Here is an 18445-nt window from a genome sequence, read left to right on the forward strand (position 1 = left end):
GAACTACAATCTTACATTCAACTTTAAATTAAAAGTTCTTGTGGTCATATAATTCGGGATTCCGTACTGGCTTTTTGTATAAACATCGCGAACCCAGGTATTGGTAATCGCATTCTGATTATTGAACAGGTTAAAGATTTCAAAGCCCAGTGTAAACTCATTAAATGGTTTTAGCCAGGTTTTAGCAGATTTTATATTTGCATCTTTAAATACATACGAAAAACCGGCATCTGCTCTTCTATAGTCTTTTAAACGCAGCTGGTAGTCATACGGATCGGCATAGGCAGGAGAACCGCCCGGAAGTCCGGTATTGTAAATCATATTCAGGTACATTTTCAGGTTCGGAATCGTAGGCATATAATCCTGGAAAAGCAATCCGAATTTTAAACGCTGGTCGGTTGGACGGGCAATATACCCTTTTCCATCCTGATTTTCTTCTGTTTTCAGGTATCCGAAACTGAACCAGGATTCCGTTCCCGGAACAAACTCGCCATTCAGTCGGAAATCGGCTCCATACACATAGGCTGTGGCGTCATTATTAGCACTGTAACGAATCCGCACATTATCAATGGTATAGGTATTCACATCTGTCAGGTTCTTATAATAGGCTTCCGAAACCAGTTTAAACGGTCTTCCCCACATTTTAAAACTGTAGTCGTTACTCAACACGATATGTACGGACTGCTGCGCTTTCACATTGGGCTGTACCACACCATTAGCATCCCGCAATTCCCTGTAGAAAGGCGGCTGGTGGTATAATCCTCCCGATAAACGGAAAAGCATGTCCATATCCCAATCCGGTTTTATGGCAAACTGCGCGCGCGGGCTAATTACAAACTGGCTGTCACCATCGGTAATATTATCACCGGAAACCTGCCACTGATGTGCTCTCACTCCGGCATTCACCCAAAACTGGCTACTTCCCATTTCGCCACGGTAATTCCATTGGGCATACCCTGAAAAACGGTTGATCTTCACAAAGTTTGTCGCTCTGATGTTCTGATAAGGCGCTAGCGGCCCGGTATAAGGTGTGTATGGCTGGTCGTGCGGAATACCCAAAACAGGCGCCGGCAATGAAAAACCTGCCGAATCGATCGCTTCCCACTCCACTATTCTGTCCCGGATATCTTCACGGGTATATTTAAGCCCCCATTCTACCTGGTGGTCACTTTCTTTAGGAGCGTGAAAACCTTTTACTTCTGCATTTACAATTAATGCATCCAGATCGTTTCTGGCATGGCTCAGCTGCGAACCGACACCACGGGAATACACCACATCGCCAAAAGTATCCGAACCAATGTTACTGTCTACTTCTCCCAAAGCATATTGTGCCTGTATATCAAAATGTTCCTGTTCCTGTGTGTGGTAGGTTGAACCGATAAATTTCAGTTTGAATTCGTCACTCACCTGATAAACCGATTTGATAGCGCCGAAAAGGGTCAGATAACGGTCCTTCTCCTGTCCGTCATAAAAAACCTGCAAGGCTATAGGATTGTCTATTGTTCCAAAATTCGTCTGACGTGAGATCGGCTGATAGTTGTAACGGTTTTGCGATATATTTCCCAAAAAACTCCATTGCCATTTTGTAGAAGCATCGAAATTAACCAAAGTCTGAACATCCACAAAGGTAGGCCGGAAGTTTGTTTCCGTTTCCTGGCTTTTTACCAGCAGGCTGTTGTCGCGGTAACGCACTCCTGTAATACTGCTCCATTTCTGGTTTTTGGAAACCATATCCACTGTGGCACTTCCGCCTAACAGGCTGGCATCCAAAGCTGCCTGGAATTTCGTTGGTCTTCTGTAAGTAATATCTAAAACAGACGATAATTTATCGCCGTATTTTGCCTGGAAACCTCCGGCAGAGAAATCCACATTTTGTACCATCTCGGTATTGGTAAAACTCAATCCTTCCTGTTGTCCGGAACGAATCAAAAACGGACGGTATACTTCAATTTCATTTACATAAACCAGGTTCTCATCGTAGTTCCCGCCGCGAACCGCATACTGGGTACTCAGTTCATTGTTCGAATAGACGCCGGGTAATGTTTTCAGGATGTTTTCAATTCCGGCATTAGCTCCCGGTATGGTTCGTATTACTTCCGGTGTAATTACCGTTATCCCTTCTACTCTTTTTCGTCCGCCACCGGTAACAATCACTTCTCCCAATTGTTCCTGACGCTGATTTAAAACCACATTGAGTTCATAATCTTCGTTGGGTTTCAATTCGATAACCGTTGTCGCCTTTTTATAGCTCACATGCGAAATTTCTATTGTTATTTTCTGATGTGCGGGTATCGTTATCTGAAAAAAACCGTTGGCATTCGATTGTGAAGAGGCAGATCCGGCTTTTATAGTTGCTTTTTCAATAGGCTTATTGTTTTCATCTAAAAGAATTCCTTTTACACGTCCCGTTTGCGAATAGGAGGCATAACCAATAAAAAAAACACAGATAACAAGGAAATTAATTATTTTTCTCAAGTGGGGTAGTTTTTAAATTTCTAAAAAAATGAGTTTCAAAGGTAGTAGAATTTCCAATATTATCAGAAACAATAATTTTTAAATCATTCCGTCCTTCATCATAAATCATATCGCTTAAATCGTGTACTAACAATTTGGTTTTGTAATCATATTTCATCAGTATCCATTTGCCGTTCAGGTAACCGTTGTATTCTTTTATACCCGACAAATCGTCCTGAATGTAAACACTAATCGTGTCCAGCTTATCAATTGTACTTCCTGTTGCGAAATTCGGTTTGTAGATTCGCGGTCCGGCGGTATCCGTCATCAGAAGGAATTTACCCAGATCTTTTGTTTTTATCGAAAACAGGTTGCCTTTTCTGGTTGTTGTAAAATATTCTGCTTTGGCACCATCCATCCGGGCAATAAATGTTTTTTTCTGATCCAGGTTGGGAATCCCGCTCACATCAAAGGTTATCGTAATGTTGTTATGTGCCGGCACCGTATCGTCATGCAGGTCAAGCACATTGTCTTTCACATCAAAGTTCAGGTAAAAATCATCGTAAAAGGCATTTGCCGGAATAAAAACGGAAATATTGTCCCTGGTGTAGTTATGATCGTTACTGGCTTTAATAAAGTAAGGCGTTTTAACATCTTCCCTTAAATACTTTGCTTCCAGGCCGGAATAGGCAATCGGAATATTGATAATTGTTTTGTTGTTATTAAAATCGGACACTTCAATTCTATAGGTAAAATTGTCCCCGTCTTTAACGCTGATCTGTCCGTTTTTAACGTTTCCGCTAATAATCGAAAAAGGGTAACTGTTTTTGTAAAACAATTTCTGATAGCGCTGCTTGGTTCTTTTATACCTTTCGTAGTCGATGAAGTTATTGATATAGCGCGATTCGTCAAACGAAAAGGCATCAAACTGGTAACCGTACAGCCTGGTTCCGTTTAAAAAAGTTTCCACTTTATAAACCCCGTTTTTACTGTAGTTGTTATCTGAAGTATCGTAAGCATCCAGCGCAAAAGCAATGTCGCCTTTGGCAGCAATTTTACCGGCAAGATAGGTTCCGTCTTTTTGCAGCGAAAGCGCAATGACTATCGGACGCTGCGAAGCGTTAACCACGGCATCATCGCTAACCGAATAGGCCACGATACCGTTTACGGATGGCGCTTTGGTATCGACCAGTTCCTGATTTAACCCGAACAAAAGCGGATTGAGTGTTTTTTCTGTTTTGGTATCCCGGTATTCAAAATGCAGGTGCGGTCCGCCGGAACCTCCGGTATTTCCGGAAAAAGCGACCAGATCACCTTTAACAACCGGTAATTCGGCTGCTGTGGGGAAAAATTCCACTTCAAATTTTTTCTGGGTGTATTGCCTCTTTTTTACATATTCTCTGATCTTGCCTTCGTAGGCCGACAAATGCCCGTAAACGGTAGTAAAACCGTTCGGATGGGTAATGTAAAGTGCGTGACCGTAGCCAAATGTAGAAACTTTTATCCGGGAAATATAGCCGTCTGCCACTGCAAAAACGGGCAATCCGATGCGCTGCTGTGTTTTATAATCCAATCCGGAATGAAAGTGATTGCCTCTTAATTCTCCAAAAGTACCGGAAGAGAACAACGGAATGTTCATCGGCGATCTGAAATAATCTTTCGGATATTGATTCTGGCTAAAACAACATAAAAAGGGGAACAGTAAAAATAACAGCAGTCTCATAACTCGAATTTAGGCTAATATAATAAAAAACAAATATAAAACAATTCGAAAATACCGCAAAAACTTAACTAACTATAAAACAATTTATTATCAAAACCCGCTAAAGTTTTTCGTTTTTTTTAGTAAAACTATTGGGTTTTTTCATCAGGAATACTAACTTTGTAAAATCATATAATGAAATTAGTCTGCAATGAATGGATTGTCGGAAATTATTGATTCTCTTGAATATAAATTTTCCAAGCTTATCGTTAAAATCGAAGGGCTGGAAAAATTAAACCAGGAGTTACGCAATGAAATATCGAAATCAACAGCGCTAATCAATCGCCAGAAAGAAGAAATTACCGTATTAAAAGAACAATACGACAATTTAAAAATGGTGAATTCATTATTGGGCAGTGAAGAAAATAAACGAGAAACGAAACTCAAAATAAATTCATTAATACGCGAAATTGATTATTGTATAGCACAACTTTCTGATTAGAAAGCCTTATGGATGACAAGCTAAAAATAAAAATATCAATTGCAGACAGGGTATATCCGCTAACAGTAGATTATGCCCAGGAAGAAGGACTCAGAAGTGCTTCCCGCAAGATAGATACAATGATCAAGCAATTTGAAGAAAACTATGCCGTGCGCGATAAACAGGACGTTTTAGCCATGTGTGCCTTACAATTTGCTTCGCAGGTAGAACAAAAACAGATTGACAAATCAGTTGATTTTCAGGAAGCTTTTGAACGCCTAAAAAACATGAATGAAAAATTGGATTCGATTCTGTCTAAATAAATCACGTTCTTTAAAATAGATTAAGATACTGCCTACATTAGTACCTATTTGATAAACTCAACACTAACAAATTAAAATGGGTGAATCATCGTTTCTAAAGCAAGCTGTCCAGAACAGATCCTTGAACAACGAGTTAACTCAAAACTTGTCTTTACGAGTTTATGCAATAACCCTAATGTAGGCTTTTTTTATATATAATTTTCAACATACTATGAGCACAACATTGATAATAATTATTTGCTGTATCGCAGGAACAGGGATAGGTTTTGGAATTGCAAAATATTTAGAAAAGATCAATGCTTCGACATTGATTAAAAATGCAAAAAAAGATGCCTCATCCATCCTAAAAGACGCAAGAACAGAAGGGGAAGCCCTAAAAAAGGATAAGATCCTTCAGGCTAAGGAAAAGTTCATTGAATTAAAAGCAGAACACGAACAGGTAATTTTAGGTCGCGACAAGAAAATTGCTGAAGCAGAGAAAAGAACACGCGACAAAGAATCACAAGTATCAAACGAATTAGCAAAAGCCAAAAAAGCTAACGAAGAATTAGAGACCAAAACTACAGATTACAACAACCGTATTGACGTATTAGACAAAAAACAACAGGAGATTGAAAAATTACACAAAAGCCAGGTAGAACAGCTTGAGGTAATTTCCGGTCTTTCTGCTGATGAAGCTAAAAATCAATTGGTGGAGAGTCTGAGAGCTGAGGCAAAAACCAGCGCAATGTCCCACATTCAGGAGACTATTGAAGAGGCTAAATTAACCGCACAGCAGGAAGCTAAAAAGATCATCATCAGCACGATTCAGCGTATCGGAACAGAAGAGGCTGTAGAAAACTGCGTTTCTGTATTCAACATTGAATCGGACGATGTAAAAGGTCGTATTATCGGACGTGAAGGCCGTAACATCAGAGCATTAGAGGCTGCTACCGGAGTAGAGATCATCGTTGATGATACTCCTGAGGCAATCATCCTTTCCTGTTTTGACCCGGTTCGCCGTGAAATTGCCCGTTTGGCATTACACAAACTGGTAACAGACGGACGTATTCACCCGGCACGTATTGAAGAGGTGGTGGCTAAAACCGCTAAACAGATTGACGATGAAATCATCGAAGTTGGTAAACGTACCGTTATCGATTTAGGAATTCACGGATTACACCCTGAATTGATCAAAATTGTCGGACGTATGAAATACCGTTCTTCTTACGGACAAAACTTATTACAACACTCCAGAGAAGTGGCAAAACTTTGCGGTATCATGGCAGCCGAATTGGGCTTAAATGTAAAACTGGCAAAAAGAGCCGGATTACTTCACGATATCGGAAAAGTACCGGAAACAGAAAGCGAACTTCCGCATGCTATCTTAGGGATGCAGTGGGCTGAAAAATACGGTGAGAAAGAAGAGGTATGCAACGCTATCGGAGCACACCACGACGAGATCGAAATGAAATCGTTAATTGCACCGATTATCCAGGTTTGTGATGCTATTTCAGGAGCAAGACCAGGTGCAAGACGTCAGGTACTGGATTCTTATATCCAGCGTTTGAAAGATCTTGAAGATATCGCTTACGGATTCAACGGTGTTAAAAACGCTTATGCTATCCAGGCCGGTCGTGAACTACGTGTTATTGTAGAGAGCGAGAAAGTGAGCGACGAAATGGCTTCAACACTTTCTTTTGATATTTCTCAAAAGATCCAGACAGAAATGACCTATCCGGGTCAGGTAAAAATTACCGTTATCCGCGAAACAAGAGCGGTAAATATTGCCAAATAACAAATCGCATTCACTTTACATTAAATGATAAAAAAAGCATTTCAAAATTTTGAAATGCTTTTTTATTTATAATCGGTACCGTTATTTTCGGGGATGGAATGCATGCAGTACTTTCGAAAGATGTTTCCGGTCCAGATGCATATAGACCTCGGTAGTTGTTATCGACTCATGTCCGAGCATAATCTGGATCGAACGTAAGTCGGCCCCGTTTTCCAGCAAATGTGTCGCAAAGGAGTGCCTGAACGTGTGCGGGCTGATTATTTTATTGAGATTTATTTTCACGGCCAGGTCTTTAATTATCGTAAAGATCATCGCCCGCGTGAGCTGCCCTCCTCTTCTGTTCAGGAACAAAGTATCCTCAAATCCTTTTTTGATCTGCTGGTGGTTCCGGATGCCTTCCTGATAGAACACAATATATTTTTGAGTAGAAGCCCCGATCGGGACAAAACGCTGTTTATTTCCTTTACCGGTAACTTTAATAAAGCCTTCGTCAAAAAAGAGATCCGAAATTTTCAACCCGACCAGTTCCGAAACCCGCAAACCGCAGCTATAAAGCGTTTCCAGCATTGCCCGGTTGCGTTCTCCTTCATTTTTGGACAGGTCAATCGCTTTTATTAACGCATCAATCTCAATAGTGGAAAGCGTGTCCGGTAATTTTCTCCCCACTTTGGGGATTTCAATCAGTTCCAAAGGTGTTGTTTCCCGGTATCCTTCAAAGATCAGATAATTAAAAAAGCTCTTTAATCCCGAAATAAGCCTTGACTGCGAACGGGCATTAACCGTTCCGGAAATGGCATATATAAATTCCTGTATCGTCAGTTCGTCGATATTTACCGGAGAAATGCTCAGACCGCTCGTTTCCAGATAGGCCAGCAGCTTTTCAATATCATAAACATAGTTCATGATGGTATTCTCTGACAATCCTCTTTCCAATTTCAAATACGCCTTATACTCATTTATGTAAGATCTCCAGAGTGTCATAATTTTTAAACTGCTTTAAATACTGCCCTGTTAAAATCCAGATTGGCACGATTTCTGGATAAAGTTATTAAACTTAAAAATTTAACCTTATGAAATTAGTAAATTTTTTGCCCGCCGGTTTATTATTTTTAGTAACACTAACAGCAGCCAATGCCCAGGAAAAAGCCAGTTTTGGTATAAAAGGAGGTTTGAACTACTCCACCGTTACACAAGGTAAGTTTGAAGAAGGCCCGGATGCCAGAACCAGTTTTCACATTGGTGTTGTTGGCGAAGTCCCCATTGTTCCGAACATATTTTCGATCCAGCCGGAAGTACTATACTCCCAGCAGGGTTTTGAAAGCAATGTAACACTATTGGGAAATACCTACACCACCACTCACAAAATTGATTATTTAAACATTCCCGTTTTAGCAAAATTATATCTTGTTAAAGGGTTAAGCCTGGAAGCCGGTCCGCAATTTGGTTTTAAACTGAATGAAAGCCACGACAGCGACAACAGTTCCATCACAACCAACGAAGTCAACAAGTTTGACACCGCTTTGGCACTGGGAGCTACCTTTAACCTGTCTGGCGGTATTTTTATCTTTGGCCGCTACACCTACAGCTTAAATGAAGTGGTAAAAGACACCGATGCCAAGAACAAGGTATTACAAGCCGGAATCGGTTTTAAATTTTAAAAAAGAAAACCTCCCAATGGGAGGTTTTTATTGGGCAGCATTTTTTTAAATACTATAGGAATTTATAACCTACAGATACCTGGAAAACACTATTTTTTCGGCTTTGATCTCCTGATTCCTTAGCCAGGTTTGTTAAGCCTAAATTATATCTTCCCTGAAAGAAGATACCTTCTTTTAATTCATAACCAATACCAGCGTTAAAACCAAAGTCAACCGTATTGAATGTATCTTTTACATCCACCGACTCTAATTTTGCACTCATTAAGAAACCAACCTGTGGTCCGGCTTCAATACTGAATCCGTCTGCAACATAATATTTCGCCATAATCGGAACATTGATGTAATCCATTTTTAACGACACATCTCCCTCACCTTTTGCCCCCTGAGAAGAGTACAAAACTTCCGGTTGAACCGCAAATTTATCTGCAACTTTTATTTCAGCCAATGCCCCAACGTGAAAACTGGTTCTTGTTTTTCCACCATCCAGGTTAGTGATTGAAGATAAGTTTAATCCGGCTTTAGCACCAAATTTAACTTCTTGTGCATTAGATGCAAAACCGAAAGCCATTAAAGCCACGGCAGAAAGTAATACTTTTTTCATACGTAATAATTTTTTACAAGTTTGTCTAACAAAAATATAAAAACTTACCAATTATCAAATTAAAAAGCAAAAAAACACACGAATACCCATGTTTAACGTTAAAAATACAAACAAAAAAACCTCCTTTTGTGAGTTTTACAATATAATCTGCTTTTATACAACAATTTGCTAGATATTGATAGCCAGCATAATGCATAAAGCCTCCCAAAAGGAGGCTTTATCAGGTATTGTTTTTATCCGGTTATTCGATAGTAAACTTGATACTTTTCAAAACACCGGTAGCATCTTTATAGGTTAACATATAGATCCCTGTAGCATATCTGGAAACATCCAGTGCAAGTTCGCTGTTCTTTTCCGAACCGGAACCCGGTTGAAAAGTATAGACTGTTTTACCAAACGAATCAATAACGGAAAGAATTTCACAATTATTAACGGCAATATTCAGTTTATCTTTAGCCGGTACAGGATATAGTAACGGTTTAGTATTTCCCTTAACTTCTTTTAATTCTCCCAATAAAAGCGCATCATCAGCAGCAACTTTACCACTCACGGAGTTTCTGTTATTTTTATAGCTGTTTGCTGCACAAATAGTAGCCAGTTCTGCCTGTGTTACCGGAACAACTTTATTGGTTGGTACAGCCGGATTAGCACCGTTTTGAGCCGCATAAACCTGCGCATCTGTTATATAATTAGATCCCGTCATATTATAACCGGCCGGAGCCGCTTTGATGGCTACCGGGTAAGTTACCACATACAATACATTTTGCGCATCCGGATTATCCGTACGCTTTAAATTCAGGATAAACTTAAGCTTAAACCCTTTAACTCTTGGCGTTAAGAAATCATCTTTAGGCGTTACAGAATAAGGATTAACCAATGTTGATGTATTGTATCTAAAATGGGATGTACTCAGGAAACTAAAACTATTGGATGTCGGATCGTTCTGCTTATAGCTAAAAGGTCTTGATCCGCCGAAATCCCAGTCACACGGGCCAATAGAAGAACTATAGCATGTAAACTGCTGGAATGCTGACGCAAACTGATTGTATTTTAAACGTCTCTTACCACTACCGCCCGGTGTATTGGCAACAGTGTACAGGAAGGAAAAGGAATAATCATTTTTATAATTATTAATTCCAATGGCTTTATAGGCATTTTGAAAAATCGCTCCTTCATCATCTACAACAGGACCTTTGGATGTTCCGGCAATGTCCTGCCCGTTGTCCATATCCACATCAACATTGATCACCTTAGGACTCGGAAACTGTCTTGAATATTTAATTGAAGGTTTTTCATATTCTACCATCAGCATGACTTCGGCATCCTGTAAAATCAGTCCGCTTGCCGGGTTAATTGCATATTTAAGCGCATCGCCGGATAACTTATAATTTCTGCTGGTAAAATCATATTTATTCTTTATCTCCCAATATTCTGTTTTATCAAAATTACCAACGGTCTCTCTGTTAATAAACTCTTTCTGAACCTTGGTTTCCGTATAATACATAACCGGTTCATTAATTAACGAAAACACTCCTAATGTTTCATTATACAATGGTTGTCCGCCGATAGTTCCCGCCAGCGTGTTCTGTTTTTGAGAACCCGGCAACCCGATAGTCTGATTGTGCATCGGATCCTGTGTTGTGATCGATCCTTTAATGGCTACATCCAGGTTTACACTCAAAGGAGCAAGCTGTAACGGACCATTACCGCTGCCTCCGCCTCCAAAAAGACCGGAAAGGAACTTAACTCCTTCACTTACATAAGGAATCGCTTTTAAACCGGCTTTCATGAATTGGTTATTTTTCATAAAATTACCAATCGAGTTGATCGCATTGATCGTGATACCTCCGTCTGCAAGGTTCTTATAAATTTTTTCGTAATCTTTTGTAAATGACTCAATTCCCTTATGAGCTTTCATCATTTTACTATTGATATTGTTGGCAGTCTTCCAGAAATTTCCATCGGAAGCAGCACTACCCTGTCCCTGCGATATAGACGAAATTGTTCCGGTGATTTTCCCGGTCAATTCTACCGAAGAGTTGCTGATTAGCTCCGAATAAAGCAATAATCGCGATGATTCTGTAAAGCTACAGGTACAAGGATCATAATTCATTTTAAAGTCGGCATACGCCCAGGAATTATTATCGTTGTAGAACTTCAGCGCCGTACTGAAGGAAGGATTTTGGATATGCGGCGTATCCAATGTTTTTTCATTATAGGCCATATCCAAAAGATTGGTCTGAAAACCTGGTGCAAATTTCAATGTTAACATCGCTCCGTTATAGTTAACATTGCGACACCATTTCACCAAAATTCGCATCATGCCCGTATATTTATTATACATCATGATGTACGTATGCTCCGGACGGGCGGCCAAAGGGACATTATTATTATCATATCCCATATTGTAGGCAACCATTTCCCAACCGTTTTCCGGTTTCATATCTTTAGTCAAAGACAATGGCAGCATTTCCAGCTGGTTCGATCCGAAAGGATTGGGTGTTGCAGCGTTTGGATTGCAAAAGGAATTGATGGGATAGAAAGGATTGGTAGTAGCCCAATTAAAAAAGTTCAGGTAATTGGATTGCTGGGGATTAACAGGGTTTGCCGGATTGGTAGAAATACCGTTGGGAGGGCAAAAACTCTGGGCAAAAAGTAAATTCGTAACAAAAAGTATTGGCAATGTAATTTTTAATTTCATTTTAATAATAATTTTACTGTTAAAAAAATAAATCTCTCCAAAAAAAATCTCCTGATTCTCAACAGAATAGGAGGCAATAAGTTCCAAAAAACTCTTTAAGTATAAAAAAACCTCCCGAAAGGGAGGTTAATCTATAAAATCTAAGTCAGATTAGAATTTGTAAACTACACCAAACTTAATGCTTGATAAGTTAAGGTTTAAATCGAAAGTGTTTTTCGCTTCTGCACCATCAACATCAGCTTTAGCACTGTTGTAAGATAAGTTACCAAAAGTAGCTTCTAAAGCGAAGTTGTTAGATACGAAATAGCTTAAACCTGGTCTGAAACCGATATCGAATGTATTAACTTTTGTATCAGTTAATTTATCTTTACCCATCCAGTACTCAGCTCCTAGTTCTCCGAATAAAGAGAATTTAGTTGCAGGAGTAGTGTAATATCTACCGAAAACACCTACTTTGAAAGTATTTTGATCTAAAGTTGTAGCAACTTCATTTTCTTTTTTCAAAGTTTCGTATCCGATTTTAGCACCAATTGCAATATTGTTAGTTACAAAGTAAGCTGCTTTAGGGCTGATGTCGAATCCGTTTTCTTTAACATCTCCTTGTTTAGCAGAATTAACTCCTACTGAACCAGAAATAAAAACATCTCCTTTAGAGAAACCTTCACCTTTAGCTTCTTCTTGTGCATTAGCAAATCCGAAAGCGAATACTGCTGCTACTGTTAAAATAATCTTTTTCATGATTGTTTTGTTTATTAAAATTAACGGGACAAATGTATAAAAAAAACTATATCGCAATCATGACATTTGTCCAAAAGAAATCAATTTTAATACTAATTTTCATAAAAAAACGTTATATATTTGATAAGCAATATATTACAAGAATATTAAAAAAACCTTAAAATCTACTTTTATGAAAAAAAACCTCTTGTTTTTAGTATTATTCACCTTTTTTAGCACTCCTTTTTATGCACAATTGCTCCAGTTTGGAGTAAAAGCCGGTGTAAATTTTTCGAATTTTACCGGAGGTGACATCGAAGGCTATGACTTCAAAACCATAACCAGCTATCATGCCGGAGTGGTTGCAGAAGTAAAAATTCTGGAAAATTTTTCAATTCAGCCGGAACTTTTATATTCCACTCAGGGAGCCGAACTAAAAGGACTCGGAGAACAGATCAAAAGCGAGCTGGGTTATATTTCCATCCCCATTCTGGCGAAGTTTTATCTAACCAGTAATAAATTAAGTCTTGAATTAGGTCCGCAGGCATCCTTTTTAGTAAGCAAACGCAATGAATTCAGCGGTAGCGATACCAAATCCTTTGATTTTGCTGTTGCCGGAGGTCTGGGCTATAAAATAACCAACAGTATATTCGTTCAGGGCCGCTATGCTCTCGGACTAACCGAAGTTTCTAAAGATGCTGATGTGAAAAACTCTACAATTCAGTTTTCTTTAGGATATTTATTTTAACATCACTCATATGTTAGTTAGTAAAGCCATTCTCCAGGGAATGGCTTTTTTATTCCGGACAGGCAGCAGAATCGGATTTTTCTGTATTTTTACAAAAACTGTATCCCATGAAACTCATCATCATCAACGGCCCTAACCTGAATCTTCTTGGCAAACGCGAACCGGAAATCTACGGTTCCCAGTCTTTTGAAGATTATCTTGAAATCCTGAAAAAAAACTTCCCGGATGTCACACTGGAATACTACCAGAGCAACATTGAAGGCGAGCTTATTTCTAAAATTCAGGAAAAAGGATTTGACTATGACGGTATCATCTTAAACGCCGGAGCCTATACGCACACCTCCATAGGCATTGGCGATGCGATTAAGGCCGTAACCACACCGGTTATAGAAGTTCACATTTCCAATACATTCTCCAGGGAAAGCTTCCGCCACCAATCCTATATTTCTCCAAATGTAAAAGGCATCCTGATCGGGTTTGGCTTAAAAAGCTACGATCTGGCAATTCAATCTTTTTTATAACGCCATGCAACCATTTTTTGTTTTAAATCGTCTTATCAGATAAGACACCTTATCAACAGCCTTAAATTACATTACATGAAGAAAACAATTACCCTGCTTACCTTATTATTCTCTACCGTTTTGTTAGCACAAATCAGAGGAAAAGTGACCACAGCATCCGGACAGGCCCTGCCTTATGCCAGCGTTCTTATTGAAAACACCTATAACGGTACGTCAACGAACGACAGCGGGATGTATGAACTGAATGTAAAAGAGAAAGGAAAATATACAATTATCTTTCAGTGCCTGGGTTTTAAAACCAAAAAGGCTACCGTTACCGTTTCCGATTTCCCATACACCATGGAAAACATTGCCCTTGAAGATGAAAATTTCACGCTTAACGAAGTAGTCATTAATAATAAGGAGAATCCGGCTTATCCGATAATCCGGAATGCGATAGCCAGCAGAAAAAAGAATATGGCCAAAACGGATAAGTTTGAAGCCGATTTTTATTCCCGCGGTATTTTTCGCGTTAAGGACATGCCTAAAAAAATTCTCGGACAGGAAGTGGGCGACTTTAACGGTTCGGTCGATTCCACCGGAACCGGTATTATCTACCTTTCGGAAACGGTTTCCAAAGTAGCTTTCGAAAAACCCAACAAGCTTCGGGAAGAGATCATCGCTTCCAAAATAAGCGGAAACGACAACGGTTTCAGTTATAATACCGCCCGCGGTACGCATTATGATTTTTACGAAAACTATGTGAGCCTCGGCATTAACATGGTTTCCCCTATAGCCAATAACGCCTTAAACTATTATAAGTACACACTGGAAAGTACTTTCTTTGACAATTACAACCACCTGATCAACAAAATCAAGGTTACTCCAAAAAGGGATAAAGAACCTGTTTTTGAAGGATACATTTATATTGTAGAAGACAGCTGGGCCATTTATGCGGTAGATTTTGACATCAAAGGCTACAGAATGCAGCAACCGGTTATCGAAACCATGAAACTGACACAGAGTTTTACCTACAATACCCATTCTGCCATCTGGGCAAAAAACATACAGACCATGGATTTCAGTGCCGGCTTTTTTGGCGTGAAATTCACCGGAAAGTTCACCCATGTATTCAGCAACTATATCTTTAAAGACCAATTTGAGAAAAAAACGTTTTCTAACGAAATCGTAACGATTCAAAAAGAAGCGAATAAAAAAGACAATGACTACTGGAATACTTTCCGTCCGGTTCCGTTAACCGAAGAAGAAGTTACCGACTATAAAAAGAAAGACAGTATTCAAACCTTAAGAACATCAAAAGTATACCTGGATTCTATTGACGCCAAGAAAAATAAATTCCGCCCATCAGACATTCTTCTGGGCTATACACACCGCAATTCCTTTAAAAAAGAAACCTACAACTACGATGGTATTTTAGACATTACCTCATTAGGCTTTAATACAGTTCAGGGATGGAATCTTGGTTCCGGCTTTTCCTATCGCAAATGGGATCAGGAAACCGGAAAATCAACCTACATTGGCACCAAACTGAACTATGGCTTTGCAGAAGACCGTTTGCGTATAACCGGTTCTTTCACCCACCATTTTAATGCCACGAACTATGCTGTACTGGACATTAGCGGCGGAAGCAGTATCGAACAGTTTAACCCGGAAAACCCTATCAGCAACCTGCTCAACTCTATGACCACTTTATTTTTCAAAAACAACTTTGCAAAATACTACAACAAAGAAGCGATCCGCATAAGCTACGGCCAGGAGGTTGTTAACGGTGTAACACTTACCGGTAAAGTAGAATATTCCGCCCGAAAACCACTGTTCAACAATACCGATTATGTATTGCTCAAACGGGATAAAGACTACACGTCCAACAATCCGTTACTACCGGAAGACAATACGGTTGCTCCGTTTGAAAAGCATAATCTTGTAAAAGCGTCCTTATCCACCCGAATCCGCTTCGGACAAAAATACATCACCAGACCGGACAGAAAGGTAAATATCCCGAATGATAAATATCCGTCCCTGTTGCTAACGTATGAAAAAGCATTTGCCGGCAGTGCCGACAACTATAATTATGATTTGCTATCCGGTGCCGTTAATTATGGCAAAACATTAGGAAACAAAGGTGATCTGGGAATACGCTTAAAAGCCGGTAAATTTTTCAATGCCGATAATATTTCATTTATCGATTACAAACATTTTAACGGCAACCAGACCCACATCGGGACCACAGACCGTTACCTGAATGTTTTCAACCTGCTTCCTTATTACTCAAACAGTACTAACGATGCTTATCTGGAAACACATATCGAGCATAATTTCAACGGTTATATCATGAATAAAATTCCGTTGTTAAACAAACTGCAATGGAACCTGATTGTTGGTTTCCACCAGATCAATACACCAACAACAAAACCTTACCAGGAATTCACTGCCGGATTTGACAATATAGGATGGGGCAAATTCCGTATGCTTCGCGTGGATTACGTCCGTTCTTATCAAAACGGATTCCAGACAGACGGTATCGTTTTCGGATTAAAATTCCTTAATATTATTGACTAAAAATCAAAAAGCCGGATAATCTCTTATCCGGCTTTTTGATTTTGCTATTTTTTCATAAAAACATCATATCCAAAACGGATCAGGGTTCCGATCACGACTATTAAAAAGAAAATCCGGATAAAACCATTTCCTTTATTGATCGCCAGTTTAGCACCAACCCAACCGCCCAAAGCGTTACAGGCAGCCATTGGCAGCGCAACCATCCAAATTATCTTTCCTTTCAGCAAAAACAGGCAGATCGATCCGAAATTTGTTGCCAGGTTTACCATTTTAGCATTTGCGGAAGCGTGTAAAAAATCAAATCCCAATAAGGAAATAAAGGCTACCACAAAAAAACTTCCGGTTCCCGGACCAATAAACCCGTCATAAAATCCCACAACCACACTTATTAGTGCGGCATAAATTACCTGGCGTTTGTAACTGAGTGTCTTTTCCTGCCGCTGTCCGAAATCCTTTTTCAGGAACGTATAAATCGCCAGAAAAACAAGTACAGCCAACAATAGCGGTTTCATAAAATCATTGCTCACCATCGTTAACAGGGTAGAACCCGCAAAAGCCGCTAAAAATGCCAGACCAGCCATTAACAGCAATAACCGCCAGTTCATCGTGACTTTTTTCAGGTACTGATAGGCCGCAAAACTGGTGCCGCTGAAAGCCGGGATCTTTAACGTCCCTATCACTGACGACACGGCATAATTGGGTAATAAAACCAGCGCTATAGGTGTTTGTATCAAACCGCCGCCGCCAATAATGGCATCGATAAACCCTGCGGCAAAAGCCGCCAGGCAAAGAAACAGTAAGGTCGTTATTTCCATGGTTTTAAAAAGAAAAGAGCTAAATTCTAACAGAACTCAGCTCTTCAATATTATTCTTATCTAAATATTAAACGCGTACTATTTTGGCTCCAATCGCTCTTAAACGCTCGTCGATTTTTTCGTAACCGCGGTCAATTTGTTCAATGTTCTGGATCGTACTGGTTCCTTTTGCCGATAAGGCTGCAATTAAAAGGGAAATTCCGGCACGGATATCAGGAGAAGACATTATGGTCGCTTTTAACTGCGATTTGAAATCATGTCCGATAATCGTCGCTCGGTGCGGGTCGCAAAGAATAATTTTCGCTCCCATATCGATCAGTTTATCCACGAAGAACAAACGGCTTTCAAACATTTTCTGATGAATCAGCACTTCTCCTTTTGCCTGTGTTGCCACAACAAGGATGATACTTAATAAATCCGGTGTAAATCCAGGCCATGGTGCATCGGCAATAGTTAATATTGAACCGTCAATATCCGTTTTAATTTCATATCCGTCAACGTGAGCCGGTATGTGAATATCGTCACCTCTTCGTTCCAGCGTAATTCCTAATTTACGGAAAGTACCTGGAATCACTCCTAAATTATCCCAGCTAACATTTTTGATCGTAATCTCACTTTGGGTCATCGCTGCCAGACCAATCCAGGAACCGATCTCGATCATATCCGGAAGGATTCTGTGCTCACAGCCGCCAAGCGCTTCAACACCTTCAATTTCCAATAAGTTAGATCCTACACCGTGAATCTTGGCGCCCATAGCGTTCAGCATTTTACACAACTGTTGTAAATATGGTTCGCAGGCTGCGTTATAAATGGTTGTTTTTCCTTCTGCCAAAACAGCGGCCATAACAATGTTTGCCGTTCCGGTTACCGAAGCCTCATCCAGAAGCATGTAGGCTCCTTTTAGTCTTTCGGCTTCCACGCCATAGAAATGGTCTTCTTTATTGTATCGGAATTTTGCTCCTAAATTGATGAATCCTTCAAAGTGGGTATCCAAACGACGGCGTCCGATTTTATCACCTCCCGGTTTCGGAATATATCCTTTACCAAAACGTGCCAATAACGGCCCGACAATCATGATAGATCCTCTTAATGCTCTTCCTTCATCTTTAAAAGCAACCGACTCCAGATAGTTTAAATTAACGTCATCTGCCTGAAAAGTATAGGCATTCGGTCCTATTTTCTGAATCTTAACACCTAAATTCCCTAATAACGTAATCAGTTTGTTAACGTCGATAATATCGGGAATATTAGAAATCGTTACTTTTTCAGGTGTAAGCAACACCGCACACAAAATTTGTAATGCTTCATTTTTTGCTCCCTGAGGGGTTATTTCTCCTTTTAATTTTATACCTCCTTCAATTTTGAATGTTCCCATATGGTAAAAGAAA

The 18445-nt window shown here is 39.6% G+C and carries 15 protein-coding genes and 1 other RNA gene; 8 read left to right on the plus strand and 8 right to left on the minus strand.

The window, feature by feature from the left end:
* Positions 1–3: 3 nt before the first annotated feature.
* Positions 4–2475 (minus strand): TonB-dependent receptor, encoded by a 2472-nt coding sequence (locus BGO42_RS17155; protein ID WP_273243923.1) that lies wholly within the window; start codon positions 2473–2475, stop codon positions 4–6.
* Positions 2459–4177 (minus strand): M23 family metallopeptidase, encoded by a 1719-nt coding sequence (locus tag BGO42_RS17160; protein ID WP_273243925.1) that lies wholly within the window; start codon positions 4175–4177, stop codon positions 2459–2461. The genes BGO42_RS17155 and BGO42_RS17160 overlap by 17 nt, the downstream gene beginning before the upstream one ends.
* 190 nt (positions 4178–4367) lie before the next feature.
* Between BGO42_RS17160 and BGO42_RS17165 the strand changes: the two genes are divergently transcribed.
* The 4 genes from BGO42_RS17165 (at position 4368) to rny (ending at position 6737) form a co-directional block, all read left to right on the plus strand.
* A complete protein-coding gene (locus BGO42_RS17165) occupies positions 4368–4658 on the plus strand; it encodes a coiled-coil domain-containing protein (protein WP_177735987.1) in 291 nt (96 codons plus the stop codon).
* Between the two features lie 8 nt (positions 4659–4666).
* The gene (locus BGO42_RS17170) at positions 4667–4960 is read left to right on the plus strand and encodes a cell division protein ZapA (protein WP_273243926.1); all 294 of its coding nucleotides are present in this window, start codon (positions 4667–4669) and stop codon (positions 4958–4960) included.
* A 55-nt stretch (positions 4961–5015) separates the two neighbouring features.
* Positions 5016–5121: non-coding RNA, 6S RNA (ssrS, locus tag BGO42_RS17175), on the plus strand.
* Positions 5122–5171: 50 nt separating this feature from the next.
* On the plus strand, positions 5172–6737 hold the full coding sequence (gene rny, locus BGO42_RS17180) for a ribonuclease Y (protein ID WP_177735993.1): 1566 nt from the start codon (positions 5172–5174) through the stop codon (positions 6735–6737).
* A gap of 81 nt (positions 6738–6818) precedes the next feature.
* On the opposite strand, the gene xerD is transcribed toward rny, so the two are convergent.
* Entirely contained in the window at positions 6819–7718 is a 900-nt protein-coding gene (gene xerD / locus BGO42_RS17185) for a site-specific tyrosine recombinase XerD (protein WP_273243928.1), read from the minus strand.
* An 89-nt stretch (positions 7719–7807) separates the two neighbouring features.
* Between xerD and BGO42_RS17190 the strand changes: the two genes are divergently transcribed.
* Complete coding sequence (locus tag BGO42_RS17190) at positions 7808–8395, plus strand: porin family protein (RefSeq protein WP_273243930.1); 588 nt, start codon at positions 7808–7810, stop codon at positions 8393–8395.
* 52 nt (positions 8396–8447) lie between these two features.
* Here the strand turns inward: BGO42_RS17190 and BGO42_RS17195 are convergent, their stop codons facing one another.
* The 3 genes from BGO42_RS17195 to BGO42_RS17205 all read right to left on the minus strand — a co-directional run bounded on the left by BGO42_RS17195 (position 8448) and on the right by BGO42_RS17205 (position 12435).
* Positions 8448–8996, minus strand: a complete 549-nt coding sequence (locus BGO42_RS17195; protein ID WP_177736002.1) for a porin family protein — start codon at positions 8994–8996, stop codon at positions 8448–8450.
* Between the two features lie 241 nt (positions 8997–9237).
* A complete protein-coding gene (locus tag BGO42_RS17200) occupies positions 9238–11697 on the minus strand; it encodes a T9SS type A sorting domain-containing protein (RefSeq protein WP_273243932.1) in 2460 nt (819 codons plus the stop codon).
* A gap of 150 nt (positions 11698–11847) precedes the next feature.
* On the minus strand, positions 11848–12435 hold the full coding sequence (locus tag BGO42_RS17205; protein WP_273243934.1) for an outer membrane beta-barrel protein: 588 nt from the start codon (positions 12433–12435) through the stop codon (positions 11848–11850).
* Between the two features lie 172 nt (positions 12436–12607).
* Here BGO42_RS17205 and BGO42_RS17210 point away from each other — a divergent pair, with 172 nt between their 5' ends.
* The 3 genes from BGO42_RS17210 to BGO42_RS17220 all read left to right on the plus strand — a co-directional run bounded on the left by BGO42_RS17210 (position 12608) and on the right by BGO42_RS17220 (position 16242).
* Positions 12608–13162 carry a porin family protein gene (locus BGO42_RS17210; protein WP_177736010.1) on the plus strand — a complete coding sequence of 185 codons (555 nt, stop codon included), beginning with the start codon at positions 12608–12610 and terminating at the stop codon, positions 13160–13162.
* 107 nt (positions 13163–13269) lie between these two features.
* Complete coding sequence (locus BGO42_RS17215; protein ID WP_273243935.1) at positions 13270–13683, plus strand: type II 3-dehydroquinate dehydratase; 414 nt, start codon at positions 13270–13272, stop codon at positions 13681–13683.
* Positions 13684–13758: 75 nt separating this feature from the next.
* Complete coding sequence (locus BGO42_RS17220; protein ID WP_273243937.1) at positions 13759–16242, plus strand: DUF5686 and carboxypeptidase regulatory-like domain-containing protein; 2484 nt, start codon at positions 13759–13761, stop codon at positions 16240–16242.
* Between the two features lie 44 nt (positions 16243–16286).
* On the opposite strand, the gene BGO42_RS17225 is transcribed toward BGO42_RS17220, so the two are convergent.
* Positions 16287–17057: a sulfite exporter TauE/SafE family protein gene (locus BGO42_RS17225; protein WP_273243939.1), complete on the minus strand. Its 771-nt coding sequence runs from the start codon at positions 17055–17057 to the stop codon at positions 16287–16289.
* A 67-nt stretch (positions 17058–17124) separates the two neighbouring features.
* Entirely contained in the window at positions 17125–18432 is a 1308-nt protein-coding gene (gene murA, locus BGO42_RS17230) for a UDP-N-acetylglucosamine 1-carboxyvinyltransferase (protein ID WP_273243940.1), read from the minus strand.
* Positions 18433–18445 lie beyond the last annotated feature (13 nt).

The organism is Flavobacterium sp. 40-81 (genome assembly GCF_001898245.1).
Classification (GTDB): Bacteria; Bacteroidota; Bacteroidia; order Flavobacteriales; family Flavobacteriaceae; genus Flavobacterium; species Flavobacterium inviolabile.

Coding starts and splice junctions, on each gene's coding strand:
- BGO42_RS17160 (WP_273243925.1), bottom strand. CDS start 4,177: ATGAGACTGCTGTTATTTTTACTGTTCCCCTTTTTATGTTGTTTTAGC.
- BGO42_RS17165 (WP_177735987.1), top strand. CDS start 4,368: ATGAATGGATTGTCGGAAATTATTGATTCTCTTGAATATAAATTTTCC.
- BGO42_RS17170 (WP_273243926.1), top strand. CDS start 4,667: ATGGATGACAAGCTAAAAATAAAAATATCAATTGCAGACAGGGTATAT.
- rny (WP_177735993.1), top strand. CDS start 5,172: ATGAGCACAACATTGATAATAATTATTTGCTGTATCGCAGGAACAGGG.
- xerD (WP_273243928.1), bottom strand. CDS start 7,718: ATGACACTCTGGAGATCTTACATAAATGAGTATAAGGCGTATTTGAAA.
- BGO42_RS17190 (WP_273243930.1), top strand. CDS start 7,808: ATGAAATTAGTAAATTTTTTGCCCGCCGGTTTATTATTTTTAGTAACA.
- BGO42_RS17195 (WP_177736002.1), bottom strand. CDS start 8,996: ATGAAAAAAGTATTACTTTCTGCCGTGGCTTTAATGGCTTTCGGTTTT.
- BGO42_RS17200 (WP_273243932.1), bottom strand. CDS start 11,697: ATGAAATTAAAAATTACATTGCCAATACTTTTTGTTACGAATTTACTT.
- BGO42_RS17205 (WP_273243934.1), bottom strand. CDS start 12,435: ATGAAAAAGATTATTTTAACAGTAGCAGCAGTATTCGCTTTCGGATTT.
- BGO42_RS17210 (WP_177736010.1), top strand. CDS start 12,608: ATGAAAAAAAACCTCTTGTTTTTAGTATTATTCACCTTTTTTAGCACT.
- BGO42_RS17215 (WP_273243935.1), top strand. CDS start 13,270: ATGAAACTCATCATCATCAACGGCCCTAACCTGAATCTTCTTGGCAAA.
- BGO42_RS17220 (WP_273243937.1), top strand. CDS start 13,759: ATGAAGAAAACAATTACCCTGCTTACCTTATTATTCTCTACCGTTTTG.
- BGO42_RS17225 (WP_273243939.1), bottom strand. CDS start 17,057: ATGGAAATAACGACCTTACTGTTTCTTTGCCTGGCGGCTTTTGCCGCA.
- murA (WP_273243940.1), bottom strand. CDS start 18,432: ATGGGAACATTCAAAATTGAAGGAGGTATAAAATTAAAAGGAGAAATA.